This is a genomic window from Salinicola sp. (genome assembly GCF_982684285.1).
On the sequence record NZ_CEXLVS010000017.1, the window covers coordinates 1 to 18,597 of the forward strand.

Consider the following 18,597-nt stretch of genomic DNA (forward strand, 5'->3'; position numbering starts at 1 on the left):
CTCGTAGCTCGTAGCTCGCAGCTCGTAGCTCTTGGCTCGTAGCCCGTGACTCAGATCCGATAGACACTCTTGGTCATCACCTTCGAGACCAGGCGCATGCCCCACTTCACCGGCAGCGGGAAGCGCTGGCCGCCGGACTCCAGCGCCCAGCGCTCGTGCTGCGCTTCGTCGATGCGCATCTGCTCGAGCACCGCGCGCGAGCGCTTGTCGTCGATCGGCAGCTTGCGCAGATGGGCCTCGAGATGCCGCCCCACCTGCTCTTCCGTGGCGGCGACGAAGCCGAGGCTGACCCGATCGCCGATCGCCCCGGCCACCGCGCCCAACCCGAACGAAGCCACGTAGAACGCCGGATTGAGATAGCTGGTACGGCTGTCGAGCTCCTGTAGACGCTGATCGCACCAGGCCAGATGATCGATCTCCTCCGCTGCCGCCTCTTCCATGCGCTCGCGGGTTTCGGTCAGCTTGGCCGTCAGCCCCTGGCCCTGGTAGAGCGCCTGGGCGCACACCTCACCGGTGTGATTGATCCGCATCAGCCCCGCCACGTGACGGCGCTGCTCGTCGTCGAGCGCGCCCTCCGGCTGGACGTTGGCCGGCGACGGTCGGCTCGGCTGGGCCGCCTTGGGCACCAGCGTGCGCAGCACCGTATCGAACTGATGGATCAGATTGTCGGCACGGGAAATCTTGCGAGTCATCGGAACCTCCTTGTTGAAGCCGCATGAGCGAGCTGGAAGATTTTCAACCCGGTGGCCACTGCATGCGCCGCCCGCCCAGCAAGTGCATGTGGATATGATAGACCGACTGCCCGCCCGCTTCGTTGCAGTTCATCACCACGCGATAGCCCTCCTCGGCGAACCCGAGCTCCTTGGCCAGCTTGGCCGCGGTGTACTGCAGCCGCCCGATCAGCGCCAGATCCCCCTCCTCGATGTCGTTGAGGGTGGCAATCGGTTTCTTGGGAATGATCAGGATGTGCGTGGGTGCCTTCGGGTCGATGTCGTTGAAGGCGAGCACCTCGTCGTCCTCGTAGACGATATCCGCCGGTATCTCGCGGTCGATGATCTTGCTGAAGAGTGTCGGCTCCATGAGAACTCCTGATGTCGGAATGAGGTATCGGTCGGCGACCAGGCTCAACGAAAACGGCGCTGGGCCAGCAGCTGGCGCACCTGGGGTGCGAGGATCAGGTCCATCGCCAGCGACAGGCGCGCCCCTGGGACGACCAGCGTGTTGGGTCGGCTCATGAAGGCATCATGGATCATGGTGACCAGGTAGGGGAAGTCGACGGCCGCCGGATCCCGGAACCGAATGACCACGAACGATTCGCCATCGTTGGGTACGTCCTGCAGCTCGAACGGGTTCGAGGTGTCCACCGTCGGCACGCGCTGGAAATTGATGTGCGTGCGCGACAGCTGGGGCTGGATGTAGCGCACGTAGTCGTGCATGCGCCCGAGGATGGTGTCGATGACCGCCTCCTGGGAGTAGCCGCGCAGCTTGGTATCGCGATCGATCTTCTGCAGCCACTCCAGATTGATCGTCGGTGCCACGCCGATCAGCATGTCGACGTGCCTGGCGATATCGACCTCGTGGGTCACCAGGCCACCATGCAGCCCCTCGTAGAGCATCAGATCGGTGCCACTGGGGATCGGCTGCCAGTCGGTGAAGGTCCCGACCTGCCAGCCCGCCTCGATCATGCGCTTGTCCTCGGCATGGATGTAGTGGCGGTAGGTGCCCTTGCCGCTTTCGCCATACTCCTGGAACAGCGCATCGAGCCGGTCGAGCAGGTTGGCATTGACCGAAAAGTGGGAGAGTTCCGCCTTGCGTTCCGGCTCGACCTGCAGAATCTGCGCCAGTTCCGCCCGGGAATAACGGTGAAAGGCGTCGCCGTCGATGAACGCGGCGTGCACGTCCTCGCGGGCGAACATGCGCTCGAAGGTGCGCTTGACCGTGGTGGTGCCCGCGCCGGAAGAGCCCGTCACCGCTATGATCGGAAATTCACGCGACATGCAGAACCTCTTCACTCAGCAAGCTCGACCGGCTGGCGCGGGAACCCGCCACGATGCCGCGGCAGCTCGAGCGTTCGAGTCGCTCTCCGATCGTCGATCGATGCCTCACTTGCTGCATGGCGGATTTTCCTTGTTGCTAAAGCGACCGGTTGTTCACGACGACTGACGCTCTCGGGCGATGGCGCGATGAGCGATATCGCGCCGGTACTCGGCGCCGGGCCAGCGCACCACGTCGAGACCGGCATACGCCCGTGCCGCCGCGGCGCCGACCGTCTCGCCGAGAGCGGTAACACATAGCACGCGGCCACCGCTGGTGACGACGCGACCATCGTCGCTCATGCGGGTACCGGCGTGGAAGACCTTGCAGCCGGCCGCGTCCGCTGCCTCGAGCCCAGTGATCTCGTCACCCTTGCGATAGCTGCCGGGATAGCCTTCCGCCGCCAGCACAACGCCGACGGCGGCACGCGAATCCCACTCGCACTCGACCTGGTCGAGCTTGCCCTCGAGCGCCGCCTGGCACAGCGCCACCAGATCGCCTTTCAGGCGCATCAGGATCGGCTGGGTTTCCGGATCGCCGAAGCGGCAGTTGTACTCGATCACCCTGGGAGCGCCATCGGCGTCGATCATCAGCCCGGCGTAGAGAAAGCCGGTGTAGGGATGCCCTTCGGCGGCCATGCCACGGACCGTGGGCAGGATCACCTCGTCCATGATGCGCTGATAGACGCTTTCAGTGACCACGGGGGCCGGCGAATAGGCCCCCATGCCGCCGGTGTTGGGGCCGGTATCGCCATCGCCTGCCCGCTTGTGGTCCTGACTGGTGGCCATCGGCAGCACGTGCTCGCCGTCGACCATGACGATGAAGCTCGCCTCCTCGCCGTCGAGAAACTCCTCGATCACCACCCGCGCGCCGGCGTCGCCGAAGGCGTTGTCCTCGAGCATGTCGCGAATCGCCGCCTCGGCTTCGGCTTCGGGCATCGCCACCACCACGCCCTTTCCCGCCGCCAGCCCATCGGCCTTGATCACGATCGGCGCCCCCATCTGCTTCAGGTAGGCCAGCGCGGGCGCGACGTCGCTGAAGGTCCGGTAATCGGCGGAGGGGATCGAATGGCGCGCCAGGAAATCCTTGGTGAACGCCTTGGAGCCCTCGAGCTGGGCGGCACCTTCGCTCGGACCGAAGATCGCCAGACCCACGGCCTGGAACGCATCGACGACCCCGGCGACGAGCGGGGCTTCCGGACCGACGATCGTCAGGTCGACGGCGTTATCGCGGGCGAAGGCGATCAGCGCCTCGCTCTCCATGACATCGATGGCAACGTTGGTCAGACCCGGCTCCCGCGCGGTGCCGGCATTGCCCGGCGCCACGAAAACCGTCTCGACCCGCGGCGATTGTGCCGCTTTCCATGCCAGCGCATGTTCGCGCCCGCCCCCGCCAATGATCAGAACCTTCATCGCTAGCCTTCTTCTGAAGCTGTGACTGAGTGAATGGGACATTATGTCAGAAAGGCATCCCGCTCGCCGCTGTACTCCATCGATGCCAATCCTGTGCATCGCTATGGCATTCCCTATCCATGACCGCCCACGTTCACGCGCGGCTAGGTTCGCGCGCAGCGCTCAGGCAGAATGACTACCCTGCCAGCTCCCCGACACCGTGTTGAATTGTTACCTCATGAACCTGATCCTGCTAGAGCCCGACGAGTGGCTGGACGACTCCCACGCCGCCATTCGTGACCCGCGCCGCCTGCGCCACCTCGTCGATGTCCACCGCGCGACCCCCGGTGACAGCCTGACGGTGGGTGCCCTGGATGGCTTGATGGGCCGCGGGGAGCTGCTCGCGCTGAGCGACACCGAGGCGCGGTTCCGGATCACCCTCGACCGCGAGCCGCCGGCGCCACTGCCGGTGCACCTGCTGCTGGCGCTGCCCCGCCCGCGGATGCTGGCGAGGACGCTGGAGCACGTCTCGGCGCTGGGGGTCAAACGCGTGACCCTGATGCATACCCGACGCGTCGAGAAGAGCTACTGGCAATCCCCCGAACTGAAGCCGGAGAAGATCCGCCAGCATCTGCTGCTCGGGCTGGAGCAGGCACGCGACACCCGGCTGCCGGAGATCACGCTGGAGACCCGTTTCAAACCGTTCGTGGAAGATCGACTGCCGACCCTTCTCGAGGGCCAGCGTGGCCTGCTGGCGCACCCTGGACTGGCCCAGGCCTGCCCCCGCGCCATCACCGAGCCGACGCTGCTGGCGATCGGCCCGGAGGGCGGTTTCGTCGACTACGAGGTCGAAAGGTTCCTCGAACTGGGCTTCGAGGGGATTCATCTGGGAGAGCGCATTCTGCGCGTGGAAACCGCCGTCACCGCGCTGCTCGCGCGGCTATTCTGACGCCACCTGACGCCACCGCCCACTCTATCGACTCGACGGCAGTCGTACCGGCGGCGGTGACCGAGAACTGATGCGCCGCCTCATCGCCGACGACAACGGGGAGGTGGCGAGCGACATCAACCCGCCGAGGCCTGAACCATCGATGGGTGTCGGCTCAGCCAGCTCGCGGGATCGCGAATCAGCTCGATGCCGAGAAACCGCGCCGCGGTGACGCCGAGATTATCGAGCAGGCGAGCGCTCTCCTCGTCCAGCGCCGGGAAGGAGACACCACCACGCGAGTCGTGCAACCAGCACAGCACGGGGATCCGCCCGGGACCGACGGGAAACGCCAGCTTGAGCCGTCGGTAGAGATCCGCCACGTCGAGCCGTGCCGTATCCACCCACAACAGCCACCCGGCCGGAGGCGGTCCCACCTCTTGCTCCCCCACCGCCAGCCAGGTTCTGCCTTCCGGGGCGGGCAGCGTGGCCAGCGCCCGCCTCAGCGCCTCGCCCTCCGGCTCGCCGACCACTCGCAGGGAGAGCGCGCCGGGGCTCAGCCGGGCGCGCAGGCCGGCCGCCTGGTCGCTCACGCCGCCACGGCCACGTCGGCAGACGTGACCATTCCCGCCCGCGCCAGCGCGGCGTGAGCGCTCAGCGTATCCATGAGCGCCTCAAGCAGGGCCTTGGGACGACGTCCGCAACGACGCTGGGCGATGCCCGACAAGCTGGCCCGCACGTCCATCGCCCAGGCCTGCTCCTCTTCGCTCAGACGTAGCGCCAGCGCTGCCAGCATCGCGGCCAGGTGCCAGCGCTGCTCGCCGTCGTGGGTCGCCAGGCCGCGATCGATCAGAATCCGGTCCGCCTGCCGCGTCATGCCGGGCAGGGCATCGCCGGCAAACGCCGATGGCAGGCGCGAGGCGGCATCGAAGCCGGCTTGTGCCGTGCCGAGCCAGTAGCGGCTCGCCAATCGGCGGCCGTCGTCGCGGTCGCGAACTTCTCCATGCCAGGCGACGACCGGCAGAGCGTGATGATCCTGCCGGCGCTGGCTGATGCTCGTCTCCAGTCGCGTCACATGGAGATCCGCCGCGCGGCCCTGGTGACGCACCGTCCACTTGCCGACGCTTTCGCCCAACGCCATCGCCTGCGATAGCGCCAGCCATTCGCCAGCGTGACGCAGGCGGCGATTTCCCGTGACCGACGCCAACCAGCCCTGCCCCTGGCTATCGAGACCTTCCAGCTCCGGGACATCCGGCAGCTGCGCGAACAGGTGCCAGCCGACGCCGAGCGGTCGCGCCCACTCCAGCTGCCCGCGCTGGCCGGCCGGCAGCCGATGGCGTGGCCAGGCCAGCGGCTGCGGCATGCCGTGATGGTCCAGCGAGACCAGCGGCATCGCCCGGTCGACACCGCTGACATTGCCACTCTTGGACCAGTACAGCGCATGGGAGGTGCGGCTGGAGGCCACCAGCCGCTGCTGCGTCATGTCGTCCATGAGTCGCGCGAAATCGCCGGAGGCGGCCCCGACGCGATTGGCGCGATGCCAGACCTGTTCGAGCAGCGCCATGCCCAGATTGTGCTGTCTCAAGGTGCCGAGTGTCGTCTCCAGCGCGCCGCCCTGGCGCAGCACACCGCGGGAGAGCGCCTGCTGGCGGGCCCGCGGCAGGGGTAGCGCTTCCGTTTCCCGAAGCTCGTCGAAGGGCGAATTTCCCGCCAGCGACAGCGCTTCGGTGAGCAGCGCGTCGGCCTCCACCCGCTCGAGATCTTCCGGCACGCGCTGCCCCCGGGACACATAGCAGAGCTTGAGACGATGGCGCATGACCACATCGAGCACGCTGCCCAGGCGCGCCGCTTCGTCGAGCTTGGTCAGGATGCAGCCCCACAGCGGCTCCCCGGCATCCAGCGACGCCTGCTGCCAGGCTTCGATGACCTGCGCCAGGGTATCGCCGTGGCTGGCGGCGTTGAGCACGAGCACGCGTCTCGCCGGTGCGGGCCCTTCGGCCAGGCGTGCGATCTCCCCCACCAGCCGCTGGTCGCGCTGACTCATGCCGACGGTATCGATCACCGTCAATTTCTTCCCCGCGCTGCGTGACAGCAAGGCGCGACGCGGTTGCGTCAGTCTGGCGACCAGCTCCCCCAGATCGCCATCCTCCTCGAGCGCGTGAACCTCGGTGCCCAGCAGCCTGGCGTAGATTCGCAACTGCTCCGCGGCGCCGATTCGATAGCTGTCCGTGGTCACCAGTGCCACCTCCTTGGGCCCGTGGCGCATCACGTAGCGAGAGGCCAGTTTCGCCGTGGTGGTGGTCTTGCCGACACCGGTGGGACCGACCAGCGCGAACACTCCGCCATCGGCGAACAGCGCGTCCTCGTCCTCCAGCCATGTCAGCCGCGAGCGCAGCTGGCGCAGCAGCCAGGCCTCCACGGCGGGAGATTCGGGGGGCTCGTCGCGCAGCTCTTCCGGCGGATCCTGAAGGAGATCGTCGGCCAGCGATGCGCTGAACCCCGCCTGGATCAGGCGGCGATGCAACGAGGCCGTCAGCGATGGCGAACCGGCCCGCGAGGAAGCGGCGTTGTCATGCAGCAGCGCACGCACGTCATCCAGCAAGCGGCGGTTGAGCGCCTCGAGCGTCTCCACCGTGGGCGTGGCGGCGGGCTCCGGCATGGCCGCCGCCGCGGGACTCGCCTGCGCCGCCGACGGGTCGAGACCGGCCAGCGCCTGCTCATGCGCCTGCTCCGGCATGGCGATGATTTCGACACCCCCTTCGACCGCACGGTTGGAGAGGATCAGCACCTCATCCCCCAGTGCCGACCTCACCTGACGCATGGCCTCGCGGCTGTTACTGGCTATGAAACGTTGGACGCCCATGACTTCCTCGATGGTTCGGGGCAGTCCGCCAGGAGTCGCTGACCGCCGCTGAAGATTCGCGGCCATAGTCTGCCAGTCACCGGAGGCCGGGCATGGCCGGGAATGGCGGTCAAAACGGTGCCAATTCCGAGGCTGAGCGATAGGGAAGCGACGCGCGGTGGCGATCCGTCGAGGAGAGGATGGCAACCGGCGGATGCGCGATGCGGGAAGGTTCCCGCATCGCGTCGAGGTGGGGTCAGCCGTTGGTCAGCCGCTGGATCAGGGACTGGGTCGGATAGCCGTCGGGAGTGACGCCAATGCTGCGCTGGTAGGCCCGCAGTCCGGCGCGGGTGTTGGGGCCGACCAGGCCATCCGGTGTGCCGACATCGAAACCGTGGTCGTTGAGGCCCTGCTGCATGCGACGGATGCGATCACGCGATAGCGCCGGCTCGTCCCGTGGCCACTCGCCCTGGATTCCCGGTCGTCCGGCCAGCCGGTCCGACAGCGTGGCGACGGCCAGCGCGTAGCTGGTCGAGGCGTTGTAGCGCATGATCACGCGGAAGTTGTGGCCGACCAGAAACGCCGGCCCCCGGGCCCCCGCGGGGGCGATCACCGAGGCCTGGTCGAAGTTGGGCAGAGGCTGGCCGTCGAGACGCTTCACGCCCTGCGCCTGCCATGCCTGGGTCGCGTGGCGCACCGACAGCTCGGTCTGGGAGTAATCGAAGCCGTCCGGCAACGTGACCTCGACGCCCCAGGGTTGTCCGCGCTGCCAGCCGGAAGCATCCAGGTAGTTGGCCGTCGAGCCCATCACGTCGGGAATGCTGCCCCAGATATCCCGGCGGCCATCGCCGTCCTCGTCAACCGCGTAGGCCAGAAAGCTGCTCGGGATGAACTGGGTATGCCCCATCGCCCCGGCCCAGGAGCCCCGCATGTGATCCCGGTCGATATCACCGTTCTGCAGTATCTTGAGCGCGGCCATCAGCTCGCCACGCGCAAACGACTGACGGCGGCCGTCGAAGCCCAGCGTCGAGAGCGCATCGATGGTTTCGAAGTCGCCGAAGTTGCTGCCGTAGTTGCTCTCGATTCCCCAGATGGCAACGATGATCTCTCCGGGGACGCCATATTGCCGGGTGACCTCCTCCACCGTGGCCCGGTTGGCGGCAAGGCGCTCGCGACCATTGGAAATGCGCGACGCCGAGACGGCGCTGTCGAGATAGCTCCAGATCTGGCGGGTGAACTCGGGCTGGGAGCGATCGTACTCGAGAATGCGGGGCTGGTAACTGACCCGATCGAACGCTTGCGCCAGCGTCGCCTGATCGATGCCTTCGGCGGCCGCCCGCTGCCGGAACTCATCGACCCAGGCATCGAATCCGGCCGGATCCTGCGCGATCCCGGCATCCGCGGCAGCGCTGGAATCTGCAGCAGTCTCCTCGGTCGCCGTCCGGGCGTCGGACGCGCTGGACGTCGTCTCCCGGGGAGCGGTGGAGGAGATCGTCTCGCCGGCGCGACTTTTCGACGCGGTATGGGTGTCGGCGACGCTCTGGCATCCCAGTAGCGCCAGTGAGAGGCAGAGCGAGAGTGTGGCGGGGGCCTTGAGCGGTAGTGAACGCTTCACGGGGGCACATCCTTATGCTGAGGTGGTTCCAGGAGAGGCTGGATGCCGACGCGGTTGCGCTGGCGGATTGCACCGCAGTGTAGCGTATCCCGTCGTCCGGGGTAGCGACCCGCGCCGGGGCAGCCGCCATCCATCGCAACCTATGGCTAGGTGTATATCGGCGTTGTAAAGTCGGACCAACGCCACCATTCGGTTTCCATAATTTATTAATACTTTCAATAATTTCGCGCTCAGCGAACCATGACCAGGCGTTTACTGAAGGGAGGAGAGACACCATGCCGGGCCACATGCCTAGCCAGCTTTCGCTGACATGCGCGACCTGTCGTATTGGTGCCCCGACTCGTATCGGTGCCCAGACTCTGCCATCCATTGCTGGCACGATCGCACTTCGGAGCCAGACCCCCGCCTGGATGCTGGCACCTCGCGGCGTTCGTCGTCCTTACCTGACCGATCCGCCCCAGCGCCTCTGATCCGGCGACAGCTACCCCATGGCATCATGGGTATCGCCATCGCCACTTGTCCGTAGACGGCTACCGCTTCGTCTTGCGCGGAGAAAGGCCATCATCGCCCCGACGTTGACCACGCCCCAAGACGCACGCCTCGTGTGACTGGCAACATCGCTTACACTGAGGCGAGATGGGGTCGCGGATCGATCGCGACGGCGCGAACCGAAGCTCGAGCCGACCGGCTGCCGCCATCAGGCAGATCGAGAAACGGGCCTCCCTGATCCAAGAATAGAGCGACAACTTCATGTCACTGCCGCTGATCGTTCTGCTGCCACTACTGGGCAGCCTCGTACCGTTGCTGAGCAGTAACCGGCAACGCAACCTCAATGCCTGGTCCACCGCCCTGCTTCCCGCGATCGCGCTGGGCATCGTGATCGCCCATGCCCCGGGCGTGGTGGCGGGCGAGGTCTACCACTCCAGCATGAGCTGGGTGCCGCAGCTGGGCCTCGATCTGGCATTCCGGCTCGACGGCCTGTCGCTGCTGTTCCTGCTGTTGATTCTGGGTATCGGGCTGCTGATCATTCTCTACGCCCGCTACTACTTGGCGCCCGAAGACAGCATGCCGCGCTTCTACGCCTACCTGATGCTGTTCATGACCTCCATGATCGGCATCGTGATGGCCGACAACCTGTTGTTGCTGTGGGTGTTCTGGGAGTTGACCAGCCTGTCGTCGTTCTTGCTGATCGGCTACTGGTATCAGCAGAGCGAGGCACGTCGCGGCGCGCGCATGGCACTGGCGGTCACCGGCATGGGCGGGTTGGCGATGCTGGCCGGCTTCCTGCTGATCGGCCATATCGTCGGCACCTACGACATGCAGACGGTGCTCGACAGCCGCGAACTGATCCAGGCCGACCCGCGCTATCTGCCAGCGCTGCTGCTGGTGCTGCTCGGCGCGTTCACCAAGTCGGCGCAGTTCCCTTTCCACTTCTGGCTTCCGCATGCGATGGCCGCACCGACACCGGTCTCGGCGTTCCTGCACTCCGCCACCATGGTCAAGGCGGGCGTCTTCCTGCTCGCCCGCCTGCACCCGGCGCTGGCCGGTTCCCAGCTATGGCTCTACATCGTCACCCTCACCGGGCTGGTGACGATGATCTACGCCGCCTATTTCGCCCTGCTCAAGTACGACCTCAAGGGCGTGCTGGCGTTCTCCACCGTGAGCCACCTGGGCCTGATCACCATGCTGTTCGGGCTGGACAGCAAGCTGGCCGTGGTGGCGGGGCTCTTCCACATCATCAACCACGCCACGTTCAAGGCGGCGCTGTTCATGTCCTCCGGGATCATCGATCACGAGACCGGCACGCGGGACATCCGCAAGCTGAGCGGGCTGCGCCGCAGCATGCCGATGACGGCGGCGCTGGCGGGCCTGGCCGCAGCCTCGATGGCGGGAGTGCCCCTGCTCAACGGCTTCATCTCCAAGGAGATGATGCTGACCGAGACCCTGGAGAGCGGCCTGCTGGGCGGCCTGGCCTGGCTGATCCCGGTCCTGGCGACGCTCGGCAGCGTGCTCTCGGTGGCCTATTCGCTGCGTCTGATTCGGAATGTGTTCTTCGGCCCGGAGGCGAAGGAGCTTCCCAAGACGCCGCATGAAGCACCGTTTTGGATGCGCCTGCCCATGCTGATACTGGTCGGCCTGTGCATCGTCATCGGGCTGATACCGGCGGTGATGGTTTCCGGGCTGCTCGATGCCGCCGCCCGGGTCACGATCCTGGCGCCGAGGCCGGAGCTTCATCTGTCGATCTGGCACGGCTTCAACCTGCCGCTGCTGATGAGCGCCATCGCGCTGGCCGGCGGTGTCGGCATCTATGCCGTGCGCCGCAACCTGTTCAGCTTCCAGCGCCAGTTCCCCCAGCGCAACGCGCTGATGATCTTCGAGCACAGCGTGCGGCGCCTGCTGCAGTGGACCCAGGTCACCATCGACCGGCTCGAGAACGGCTCGCTGCAGCGCTACATGCTGTGGCTGATCGTGGCGGTGCTGTTCCTCACCGGCAGCGGACTGCTGGATCTCGATCAGCTGCAGGGCTCGCGCCAGCCGCAGCCGCTCGACGGCCTGCTGCTCGCCGGCGCCGGCATCACCATCCTGGCGGGCCTGGGGACCGCCGTTCTCCACCGCCGCCGGCTGGTCTCGCTGATGATGCTGTCGGTGGTGGGGCTGATGGTATCGCTGGCATTCGCCCGCTTCTCGGCACCGGACCTGGCGCTGACTCAGCTGGCGGTCGAGGTGGTGACCGTCATTCTGCTGATGCTGGCGCTGTTCTTCCTGCCCCAGCGCACGCCCAAGGAGTCCAGCGGCGCGCGCGTGGTGAGGGACGTGCTGCTGGCGGCCGGTTTCGGTGGCGTGGTGGCGAGTCTCAACTACGCCCTGTTGACCCGGCCGCTGGACAGCATCTCCGGCTTCTTCCTCGACAACAGCGTCAGCGGCGGTGGCGGGCACAACGTGGTCAACGTCATCCTGGTCGACTTCCGCGGATTCGATACGCTGGGCGAGATCACCGTGCTCTGCATCGCCGCCATCGGCATCTACAAGCTGCTCAATCGCCTGCGCCTGTTCATGCCATCGAGCGACAGCGAAGGCCGCCCCTGGTCCCGGGATCTGCACCCCATGCTGCTGGCGACCGTGTCGCAAAGCCTGCTGCCGCTGGCGCTGCTGGTGTCGGTATTCATCTTCCTGCGGGGCCACAACGAACCCGGCGGCGGCTTCATCGCCGGCCTGGTGACGGCGGTGGCACTGATCCTCCTCTACATCGCCCGGGGCGTGGACTGGGCCCAGCAGCGCCTCTCCTTCCAGTACCAGCCGATCGCGGTAACGGGCGTCGCCATCGCCACCCTGACCGGCCTCGGCAGTTGGCTGTTCGGCCACAACTTCCTGACCTCCGCCTTCGGCCATTTCTCGATCCCTTACATCGGCGAGATCGAGCTGGCCACAGCGATGCTGTTCGATCTCGGGGTCTACCTGACGGTCGTCGGCGCCACACTGATGATTCTGGCCAACCTGGGCAAACTGACCACGCGACACCGGCCCAGCAAAGAGAACGAAAAGGAGACCGTCTGATGGAAGCGCTCTACGCCACCGTAACCGGTTTCCTGGCCGCCAGCGGTCTCTACCTGGCACTGCGGGGCCGCACCTTCCCCGTGGTCGTGGGACTGACCCTGCTCTCCTACGCGGTCAACCTGTTCCTGTTCTCCACCGGCGGGCTCACCACCAACGGCGCGGCAGTCATCCGCGACGGCGTCAATGACTACGCCGATCCGCTCCCCCAGGCCCTGGTCCTGACCGCCATCGTGATCGGCTTCGCCATGACGGCGTTCTCGGTGATCCTGGCGATGCGCGTGCGCGGCGACCAGGGCAGCGACCAGGTCAACGACCAGCGCGGCGAAGAGCCGAAGGAGGAGAAGTCATGATGCATCACCTGATCGTGCTTCCGATCCTCCTGCCGCTGTTGAGCGGGCTCGCGATGCTGGTCAAGCGAGACTCGATCTTGCTGCCTCGCCGGGCGATCGCCTTGACCAGCACGGCGGCACTGCTGGTGATCAGCGCCGCGCTGGTGATCCAGAGCGACAGCGGCGAGATCACCTACTACGCGCTGGGCGACTGGCAGCCGCCCTTCGGTATCGTGCTGGTGCTCGATCGACTCTCGGCGCTGATGGTCTGCCTGACCGCCTTTCTGGCCCTGGGCAGCGTCGCCTATGCCTGCGCCGGCGACGACCGCAAGGGCAGCAACTTCCACGGCCTGTTCCAGCTGCAGCTGATGGGGATCAACGGGGCCTTCCTGACCGGGGACATCTTCAACCTGTTCGTGTTCTTCGAAGTGCTGCTGATCGCCTCCTACTCGCTGCTGATGCATGGCGGCGGCAAGGACCGCACCCAGGCCGGCTTCCACTACGTGGCGCTGAACCTGGCAGGCTCGGCGATGTTCCTGATCGCTCTCGGCGTGCTCTACGGCACCACCGGGACGCTCAACATGGCGGACATGTCGCAGAAGGTCGCCGCGCTCGATCCCGACCAGCTCGGCCTGATCAAGGCGGGCGCCTTCCTGCTGCTGGTGGTGTTCGGTCTCAAGGCCGCGATCCTGCCGCTCTACTTCTGGCTGCCGCGGGCCTACAGCAGTGCCCCGGCGCCGGTGGCGGCGCTGTTCGCGATCATGACCAAGGTGGGGATCTACGCCATCCTGCGGGTCTACACGCTGATCTTCGGCGGCGGTGCCGGCGAGCTGGCCAACTTCGTTCAGCCCTGGCTGTGGTGGTTCGCGTTGGCGACACTCGCACTCGGTGGCCTGGGCGTCCTGTCGGCCCGCGACCTGCGCAATCAGGTGGCCTATCTGATCCTGATTTCCGTCGGCACCCTGCTGGTCGGGGTCAGCATGAATCGCGAAGCGCCTCTCGCCGCCCTGCTCTACTACATGATCCACACCACCCTGGTCAGCGGCGGGCTGTTCCTGCTGGCCGACGCGATCGGCGAGCAGCGCGGCAAGGCCGGCGCGCGGATCGTCCCCGGCCGCGGTGTAACCCAACCGGCCCTGCTGGGGCTGTTCTACTTCGTCGGCGCGGTCACGGTGATCGGCCTGCCGCCACTCTCGGGCGCCATCGGCAAGGCGCTGCTGCTGAATGCCGCGCTACCCAGCGAGCAGCCCTGGCTATGGTCGCTGCTGCTGCTGTCGAGCCTGGCCGGGCTCATCGCCATGGCGCGTAGCGGCTCGACCGTGTTCTGGAAGGCGGGGCGCGGCGATAGCGATGGCCCCAGGTTGAAGCCGGCGATGCTGGCCGGGCTGATCCTGCTGATCGGCGCGTCACCGGCACTATCGATTCTCGCCGCCCCGATCACACGATTCACCGATGCCAGCGCCACTCAACTGCTCGATCACGACGCCTATGCCGAGGCGATCCTGTCCCGCAACGTTGCCGGAGGTGACTCATGATTCCTCCCACTCGCTGGCTGCCGATGCCGGTATTGTCGCTGCTGCTGCTGGTGGTCTGGCTACTGCTGCAGCAGAGCGTCGCGCTGGGGCAGTGGCTCCTCGGCGGCGTGCTGGCGATCCTGATCCCGGTGATCTGCCGACCTTTCTGGGAGCGCCAGCCGACCATCAAGCGCCCTCTGAAACTGCTGGGTTACTTCTTCCGCGTCCTGGGCGATATCGTGACCGCGAACATCCAGGTCTCCAAGTTGATACTCGATCCCCGGGGGCGGATGCGTCCGGCCTTCGTCGAGTACCCGCTGACATTGAAGGAGAACTTTCCGATCACCATCCTGGCCAGCACCATCACCATGACGCCGGGCACCGTCTCCGCCCATCTGCGGCTCGACGGCAGGACCCTGCTCATCCACGCGCTGGACGTGGCGGACACCAGGGCGTTGATCGACGAAATTCACCAGCGCTACGAGCGCCCCCTGCTGGAGATCTTCGAATCATGATCGACATGGCCCTGTGGATCGCGCTGGCGCTGTTCTGCGCCGCCATCGTACTCAACTTCTATCGAGCCGTGGTCGGCCCCAGCCTGCCGGATCGGGTACTGGCGGTGGACACCATGTACATGAACTCGATCGCGCTGATCGTCCTGTTCGGTATCTGGGTCAATAACAAGGACTACTTCGAAGCGGCGCTGCTGATCGCGATGCTGGGCTTCGTCAGCACCATCGCCATCTGCAAGTATCTGCTGCGCGGCGACATCATCGAATAGGAGGCGGGACGATGCTGAACACGATTATCGAAGGCGCGATCGCCTTCATGCTCATCGCCGGTGGCGCGTTTGCCTTCATCGGCTCGCTGGGCCTGACGCATCTCAAGGACTTCTACATGCGTCTACACGGCCCTTCCAAGACGACCACGCTGGGCGTCGGCTGCACCCTGATCGGCTCGCTGATCTACTTCAGCCGGGAAGACGGCCCGATCATCCAGGAACTGCTGATCACCATTTTCGCCTTCATCACCGCACCGGTGTCGGCCCACATGCTGGCCAAGAGCGCGCTGCACCACAAACTGAAGCCCGACCCCCGCACCCGCGGCAATCCGGTCGAGCTGGAGAGCGACAAGCCCAAACACTCCATCGAGGAGGCCCCCCAGGGCGACTCCCCTCTGCCTTGACGGCGCCTTGGCGAGCTGCCGTCGCCGGCATCACCAGCCGGCGGTGTGCTGCTCGACCAGATGGGTCAGCAGGGTAATGTGCTCCGGACGCTCGTTGAGCGCGGGGATGTAGCGATAGCGCCCCCCCCCGGCCTGCTGGAAGTAGTGGCGGTTCTCGGCGTCGATCTCTTCCAGGGTCTCCAGGCAGTCCGCCGCAAAGGCGGGGCTGATGACGTCGACGCACTCGGTCTTGTCCGCGCCCCAGGCCTTGAGCGTTTCGTCGGTGTAGGGCTTGAGCCACTCCTCACGTCCGAATCGCGACTGATAACTCTGAAACCACTCCCCTTCGCCGAGCCCCAGCTCCTCGGCCAACAGCCGGCTGGTGGTCTCGCAGTGCCTGGCATAGGGGTCGCCGTTGTCGACGTAGCGCTTGGGGATGCCGTGATAGGACATCAGCAGCCGACCTCGGTCGCCGTTGGCCTCCCAGTGCTGGCGGACGCTGGCTGCCAGCGCCGCAATATAGTCCGGATGGTCGTGGTAATCGCGTACGAAGCGCAGCTCCGGCAGATGCGGACAAGGTTCCAGCGCCCTGGCCAGGCGCTGGAAGACCGCGCCCGTGGTGGTCCGCGAAAACTGCGGATAGAGCGGTAGCACCAGGATTTTTTCGACTCCTGCCTTGCGCAGCGCCAGCCCGGCCTCCTCCATGCTCGGCTTGCCGTAGGTCATCGCCAGTTCCACCGGGATCGCTTCTCCGGTACTGGCTGCCAGCGACTCCCTCAACGCGCGCTGCTGGCGCCGGCCGATCGCCAGCAGCGGTGACCCCTCTTCCTGCCACACCGACGCATAGGCCTTGGCCACCTTGGGCGGACGGATGCGCAGGATGACGCCGTGCAGAATCGGCCACCACAGCCAGCGCGGCGCGTCGATGACCCGAGGGTCGCCGAGGAATTCCCCGAGATACTCTCTCACGGCCTTGGCCGTGGGCGCCTCGGGCGTTCCCAGATTGACCAGCAGCACTCCGTAACGGGCCGCCATAGCACCACTCCTTTCCCTGCCATCCTTTGATGAAATTCTACCATCGTCGCTTGCACTTACCCGATCATCTTATACGATCAACACCATGTGTATAAGTTATGGATAACTTCATGTCGCGTCCGTTGATCCTGATGCTGGGTGATCAGTTGAGTGAGGCGCTGGAAGTCCTCACCGGCGCCCCCGCCAACGCCGTCGTCGCTCTCTGCGAGGTCAAGGCAGAGGGGGAGTATGTCCCTCACCATCCCCAGAAGATCGCGCTGATATTGTCGGCGATGCGTCACTTCGCGGATACCCTGCGCGACAAAGGGTATCAGGTCCACTACAGCCGGCTCGACGACGATGACAACCGCCAGGATCTGCTGCAGGAGGCCGAGCGACTCGCCGACGCCTACGGCTGCGATGAAATCCGGGTGACGCATCCCGGCGAATGGCGACTGCTGGAGCGCATCCAGCGTCGGGGCACACGCTGGCGACTCTACGACGATACCCGCTTCTACTGCTCCATCGCCGAGTTCGGCGAGTGGCTCGAGGGGCGCAAGCGCTTCCGGATGGAGGACTTCTACCGCCAGATGCGCAAGCGTACCGGACTGCTGATGGAGGAAGACGAACCGGCCGGCGGTCAGTGGAACTTCGATCACGACAACCGACGGCCCCTCGAGAAGGGGCTTGGGTTTCCCGAGCCGCCGCGCCATCGCCGGGACGCCATCACCCGCGAGGTCCTGGCGCTGGTGGAGTCCCAGTTCGGCGACCATTTCGGCACCCTGGACGGTTTCAACTGGGCGGTCACGCGGCGCCAGGCGCTGAGCGACCTGCACCATTTCATCGCCCACGCACTACCCGACTTCGGCACCTACCAGGACGCCATCAGCGACGAACAACCCTGGCTGTTTCATTCGCGGCTCTCGGCGGCGATGAACATCGGCCTGCTCTCTCCACGCGAAGTGTGCGATGCCGCCGTGGCGGCCTGGCACCGGGACGAGGTTCCCATCAACGCCGTGGAAGGCTTCGTGCGCCAGATCCTGGGCTGGCGGGAATACGTCCGCGGCATCTATTGGCAACGCATGCCGCACTACAAGCGCGAGAACCGCCTGGACGCACGGCGTGGCCTGCCCGACTTCTACTGGACCGCCGACACCGATCTGCGCTGTGTCCGGCGCGCCCTGGAGATGACCCGCGACAACGCCTATGCCCACCATATCCAGCGCCTGATGATCACCGGCAACTTCGCGCTGCTTTGCGGAGTCGCCCCCGCGGCGCTCTGCGACTGGTACCTGGCGGTCTACGTCGACGCCTTCGAATGGGTCGAGCTGCCCAACACCCTGGGCATGACCCTCTACGCCGATGGTGGCTATCTCGGGTCCAAACCCTACTGCGCGTCGGGAAAATACATCGACCGCATGTCGGACCACTGCCGCCAGTGCCGCTACGACGTCAAGAAGGTCACCGGCGAGGGCGCTTGTCCCTTCAACAGCCTGTACTGGCACTTTCTGGAGCGTCATCGCGAGCGTCTACGTGGCAACCACCGCATGAAACTGATCTACGGGAGCTGGGATCGCATGCAGGAAGACAAGCGAGCGGCCATCCTCGACCAGGCAGCGCGCTTCCTGCGCTCGATCCACTTCGAGGCGCCCTACGGCCAAGGTGATCACGCAGAAGGCTACCAGCGTCGCTGACGACGGGAGGTTCGCGGAGCCTGACAAGCCGGCACCGGCGTAGACGAGAGAAGAAAGCAGAGAGCAGAGAGAAGAGAGAAGAGTATTCCCTCCAGAGCATGGCAAGTCACTGCGGGACTCGCCGGAGGGAAATCAGGTTGGTGAATGGAAAATTTGTCGACTTGGCGTCATCGAGACCGTCGGTCCGGGATCAGAAGACCAGCGGCATCCGCGACAGCAGCGGATCGTGATAATGCGGATCGTGCCCGACGATCTCGTCGTTGGCAACCTGCTGGACCAGATAGGCGCGGTGGATGCCGGCCTGTTTCAGTTCGCCATAGACATCGTCGAGGGAGCGAAACAGCATCGGTTTGCCGCGCCGGGTCAAGGCCTGCGTGGCACCGTCTTCCGGTTCCAGCATGACCTGATAGTAGCGGCTGCCGGCATGGGCGATGACGCGGATCTCGAAGTTCTCATGATGTCGTTGATATTGCTCTAGCTCCTTGAGTTCCATGGTTCCCTCCTGTGGGTCGTTTATGGA

Annotated in this window: 18 protein-coding genes; 8 read left to right on the plus strand and 10 right to left on the minus strand. The window is 65.8% G+C overall.

What is annotated here, in order from left to right; translation table 11 throughout:
- Positions 1-50 precede the first annotated feature (50 nt).
- From coq7 to purD, 5 genes are read right to left on the minus strand one after another with little or no spacing between them, the layout of a single operon-like run.
- Positions 51-692 carry a 2-polyprenyl-3-methyl-6-methoxy-1,4-benzoquinone monooxygenase gene (gene coq7, locus AC3AYF_RS02905; RefSeq protein WP_295036126.1) on the minus strand — a complete coding sequence of 214 codons (642 nt, stop codon included), beginning with the start codon at positions 690-692 and terminating at the stop codon, positions 51-53.
- Positions 693-735: 43 nt separating this feature from the next.
- The gene (locus tag AC3AYF_RS02910) at positions 736-1,080 is read right to left on the minus strand and encodes a histidine triad nucleotide-binding protein (protein WP_110709808.1); all 345 of its coding nucleotides are present in this window, start codon (positions 1,078-1,080) and stop codon (positions 736-738) included.
- 44 nt (positions 1,081-1,124) lie between these two features.
- A complete protein-coding gene (locus tag AC3AYF_RS02915) occupies positions 1,125-1,997 on the minus strand; it encodes a phosphoribulokinase (protein ID WP_295036127.1) in 873 nt (290 codons plus the stop codon).
- Entirely contained in the window at positions 1,987-2,115 is a 129-nt protein-coding gene (locus tag AC3AYF_RS02920) for a hypothetical protein (RefSeq protein ID WP_487779379.1), read from the minus strand. Before AC3AYF_RS02920 ends, AC3AYF_RS02915 begins: the two co-directional genes overlap by 11 nt.
- Before the next feature lie 35 nt (positions 2,116-2,150).
- The gene (purD, locus tag AC3AYF_RS02925; RefSeq protein WP_295036128.1) at positions 2,151-3,446 is read right to left on the minus strand and encodes a phosphoribosylamine--glycine ligase; all 1,296 of its coding nucleotides are present in this window, start codon (positions 3,444-3,446) and stop codon (positions 2,151-2,153) included.
- Between the two features lie 217 nt (positions 3,447-3,663).
- Here purD and AC3AYF_RS02930 point away from each other — a divergent pair, with 217 nt between their 5' ends.
- Positions 3,664-4,374, plus strand: a complete 711-nt coding sequence (locus tag AC3AYF_RS02930; RefSeq protein ID WP_295036129.1) for a 16S rRNA (uracil(1498)-N(3))-methyltransferase — start codon at positions 3,664-3,666, stop codon at positions 4,372-4,374.
- Positions 4,375-4,490: 116 nt separating this feature from the next.
- Here AC3AYF_RS02930 and AC3AYF_RS02935 read toward each other — a convergent pair whose 3' ends face one another.
- From AC3AYF_RS02935 to AC3AYF_RS02945, 3 genes are all read right to left on the minus strand, one after another.
- Complete coding sequence (locus AC3AYF_RS02935; protein ID WP_295036130.1) at positions 4,491-4,943, minus strand: hypothetical protein; 453 nt, start codon at positions 4,941-4,943, stop codon at positions 4,491-4,493.
- Positions 4,940-7,213, minus strand: a complete 2,274-nt coding sequence (gene flhF, locus AC3AYF_RS02940; protein WP_295036131.1) for a flagellar biosynthesis GTPase FlhF — start codon at positions 7,211-7,213, stop codon at positions 4,940-4,942. Before flhF ends, AC3AYF_RS02935 begins: the two co-directional genes overlap by 4 nt.
- 235 nt (positions 7,214-7,448) lie before the next feature.
- Complete coding sequence (locus tag AC3AYF_RS02945; protein ID WP_295036132.1) at positions 7,449-8,807, minus strand: lytic murein transglycosylase; 1,359 nt, start codon at positions 8,805-8,807, stop codon at positions 7,449-7,451.
- A 750-nt stretch (positions 8,808-9,557) separates the two neighbouring features.
- Here AC3AYF_RS02945 and AC3AYF_RS02950 point away from each other — a divergent pair.
- From AC3AYF_RS02950 to AC3AYF_RS02975, 6 genes are read left to right on the plus strand one after another with little or no spacing between them, the layout of a single operon-like run.
- Positions 9,558-12,362, plus strand: a complete 2,805-nt coding sequence (locus AC3AYF_RS02950) for a monovalent cation/H+ antiporter subunit A (protein WP_295036133.1) — start codon at positions 9,558-9,560, stop codon at positions 12,360-12,362.
- The gene (locus tag AC3AYF_RS02955) at positions 12,362-12,712 is read left to right on the plus strand and encodes a Na+/H+ antiporter subunit C (RefSeq protein WP_295036134.1); all 351 of its coding nucleotides are present in this window, start codon (positions 12,362-12,364) and stop codon (positions 12,710-12,712) included. The genes AC3AYF_RS02950 and AC3AYF_RS02955 overlap by 1 nt, the downstream gene beginning before the upstream one ends.
- On the plus strand, positions 12,709-14,226 hold the full coding sequence (locus tag AC3AYF_RS02960) for a monovalent cation/H+ antiporter subunit D (protein ID WP_295036135.1): 1,518 nt from the start codon (positions 12,709-12,711) through the stop codon (positions 14,224-14,226). Before AC3AYF_RS02955 ends, AC3AYF_RS02960 begins: the two co-directional genes overlap by 4 nt.
- Positions 14,223-14,720 carry a Na+/H+ antiporter subunit E gene (locus AC3AYF_RS02965; protein WP_295036136.1) on the plus strand — a complete coding sequence of 166 codons (498 nt, stop codon included), beginning with the start codon at positions 14,223-14,225 and terminating at the stop codon, positions 14,718-14,720. Before AC3AYF_RS02960 ends, AC3AYF_RS02965 begins: the two co-directional genes overlap by 4 nt.
- Complete coding sequence (locus tag AC3AYF_RS02970; protein WP_110602547.1) at positions 14,717-14,986, plus strand: K+/H+ antiporter subunit F; 270 nt, start codon at positions 14,717-14,719, stop codon at positions 14,984-14,986. The genes AC3AYF_RS02965 and AC3AYF_RS02970 overlap by 4 nt, the downstream gene beginning before the upstream one ends.
- A gap of 11 nt (positions 14,987-14,997) precedes the next feature.
- Complete coding sequence (locus tag AC3AYF_RS02975; RefSeq protein WP_295036137.1) at positions 14,998-15,390, plus strand: Na+/H+ antiporter subunit G; 393 nt, start codon at positions 14,998-15,000, stop codon at positions 15,388-15,390.
- Between the two features lie 30 nt (positions 15,391-15,420).
- On the opposite strand, the gene hemH is transcribed toward AC3AYF_RS02975, so the two are convergent.
- Entirely contained in the window at positions 15,421-16,404 is a 984-nt protein-coding gene (gene hemH, locus AC3AYF_RS02980; RefSeq protein ID WP_295036138.1) for a ferrochelatase, read from the minus strand.
- A gap of 110 nt (positions 16,405-16,514) precedes the next feature.
- Here hemH and AC3AYF_RS02985 point away from each other — a divergent pair, with 110 nt between their 5' ends.
- Positions 16,515-18,077, plus strand: a complete 1,563-nt coding sequence (locus tag AC3AYF_RS02985) for a cryptochrome/photolyase family protein (protein WP_295036139.1) — start codon at positions 16,515-16,517, stop codon at positions 18,075-18,077.
- Positions 18,078-18,267: 190 nt separating this feature from the next.
- Here AC3AYF_RS02985 and AC3AYF_RS02990 read toward each other — a convergent pair whose 3' ends face one another.
- Positions 18,268-18,570: a DUF6482 family protein gene (locus AC3AYF_RS02990; protein ID WP_295036140.1), complete on the minus strand. Its 303-nt coding sequence runs from the start codon at positions 18,568-18,570 to the stop codon at positions 18,268-18,270.
- Positions 18,571-18,597: the final 27 nt, after the last annotated feature.

Excerpts from the sequence above, each read along its gene's own strand:
- AC3AYF_RS02950 (WP_295036133.1), top strand. The coding sequence starts at position 9,558 with ATGTCACTGCCGCTGATCGTTCTGCTGCCACTACTGGGCAGCCTCGTA.
- AC3AYF_RS02920 (WP_487779379.1), bottom strand. The coding sequence starts at position 2,115 with ATGCAGCAAGTGAGGCATCGATCGACGATCGGAGAGCGACTCGAACGC.
- AC3AYF_RS02910 (WP_110709808.1), bottom strand. The coding sequence starts at position 1,080 with ATGGAGCCGACACTCTTCAGCAAGATCATCGACCGCGAGATACCGGCG.
- AC3AYF_RS02975 (WP_295036137.1), top strand. The coding sequence starts at position 14,998 with ATGCTGAACACGATTATCGAAGGCGCGATCGCCTTCATGCTCATCGCC.
- AC3AYF_RS02985 (WP_295036139.1), top strand. The coding sequence starts at position 16,515 with ATGTCGCGTCCGTTGATCCTGATGCTGGGTGATCAGTTGAGTGAGGCG.
- hemH (WP_295036138.1), bottom strand. The coding sequence starts at position 16,404 with ATGGCGGCCCGTTACGGAGTGCTGCTGGTCAATCTGGGAACGCCCGAG.
- AC3AYF_RS02930 (WP_295036129.1), top strand. The coding sequence starts at position 3,664 with ATGAACCTGATCCTGCTAGAGCCCGACGAGTGGCTGGACGACTCCCAC.
- AC3AYF_RS02970 (WP_110602547.1), top strand. The coding sequence starts at position 14,717 with ATGATCGACATGGCCCTGTGGATCGCGCTGGCGCTGTTCTGCGCCGCC.
- AC3AYF_RS02965 (WP_295036136.1), top strand. The coding sequence starts at position 14,223 with ATGATTCCTCCCACTCGCTGGCTGCCGATGCCGGTATTGTCGCTGCTG.
- purD (WP_295036128.1), bottom strand. The coding sequence starts at position 3,446 with ATGAAGGTTCTGATCATTGGCGGGGGCGGGCGCGAACATGCGCTGGCA.
- flhF (WP_295036131.1), bottom strand. The coding sequence starts at position 7,213 with ATGGGCGTCCAACGTTTCATAGCCAGTAACAGCCGCGAGGCCATGCGT.
- AC3AYF_RS02960 (WP_295036135.1), top strand. The coding sequence starts at position 12,709 with ATGATGCATCACCTGATCGTGCTTCCGATCCTCCTGCCGCTGTTGAGC.
- AC3AYF_RS02990 (WP_295036140.1), bottom strand. The coding sequence starts at position 18,570 with ATGGAACTCAAGGAGCTAGAGCAATATCAACGACATCATGAGAACTTC.
- AC3AYF_RS02915 (WP_295036127.1), bottom strand. The coding sequence starts at position 1,997 with ATGTCGCGTGAATTTCCGATCATAGCGGTGACGGGCTCTTCCGGCGCG.
- coq7 (WP_295036126.1), bottom strand. The coding sequence starts at position 692 with ATGACTCGCAAGATTTCCCGTGCCGACAATCTGATCCATCAGTTCGAT.
- AC3AYF_RS02955 (WP_295036134.1), top strand. The coding sequence starts at position 12,362 with ATGGAAGCGCTCTACGCCACCGTAACCGGTTTCCTGGCCGCCAGCGGT.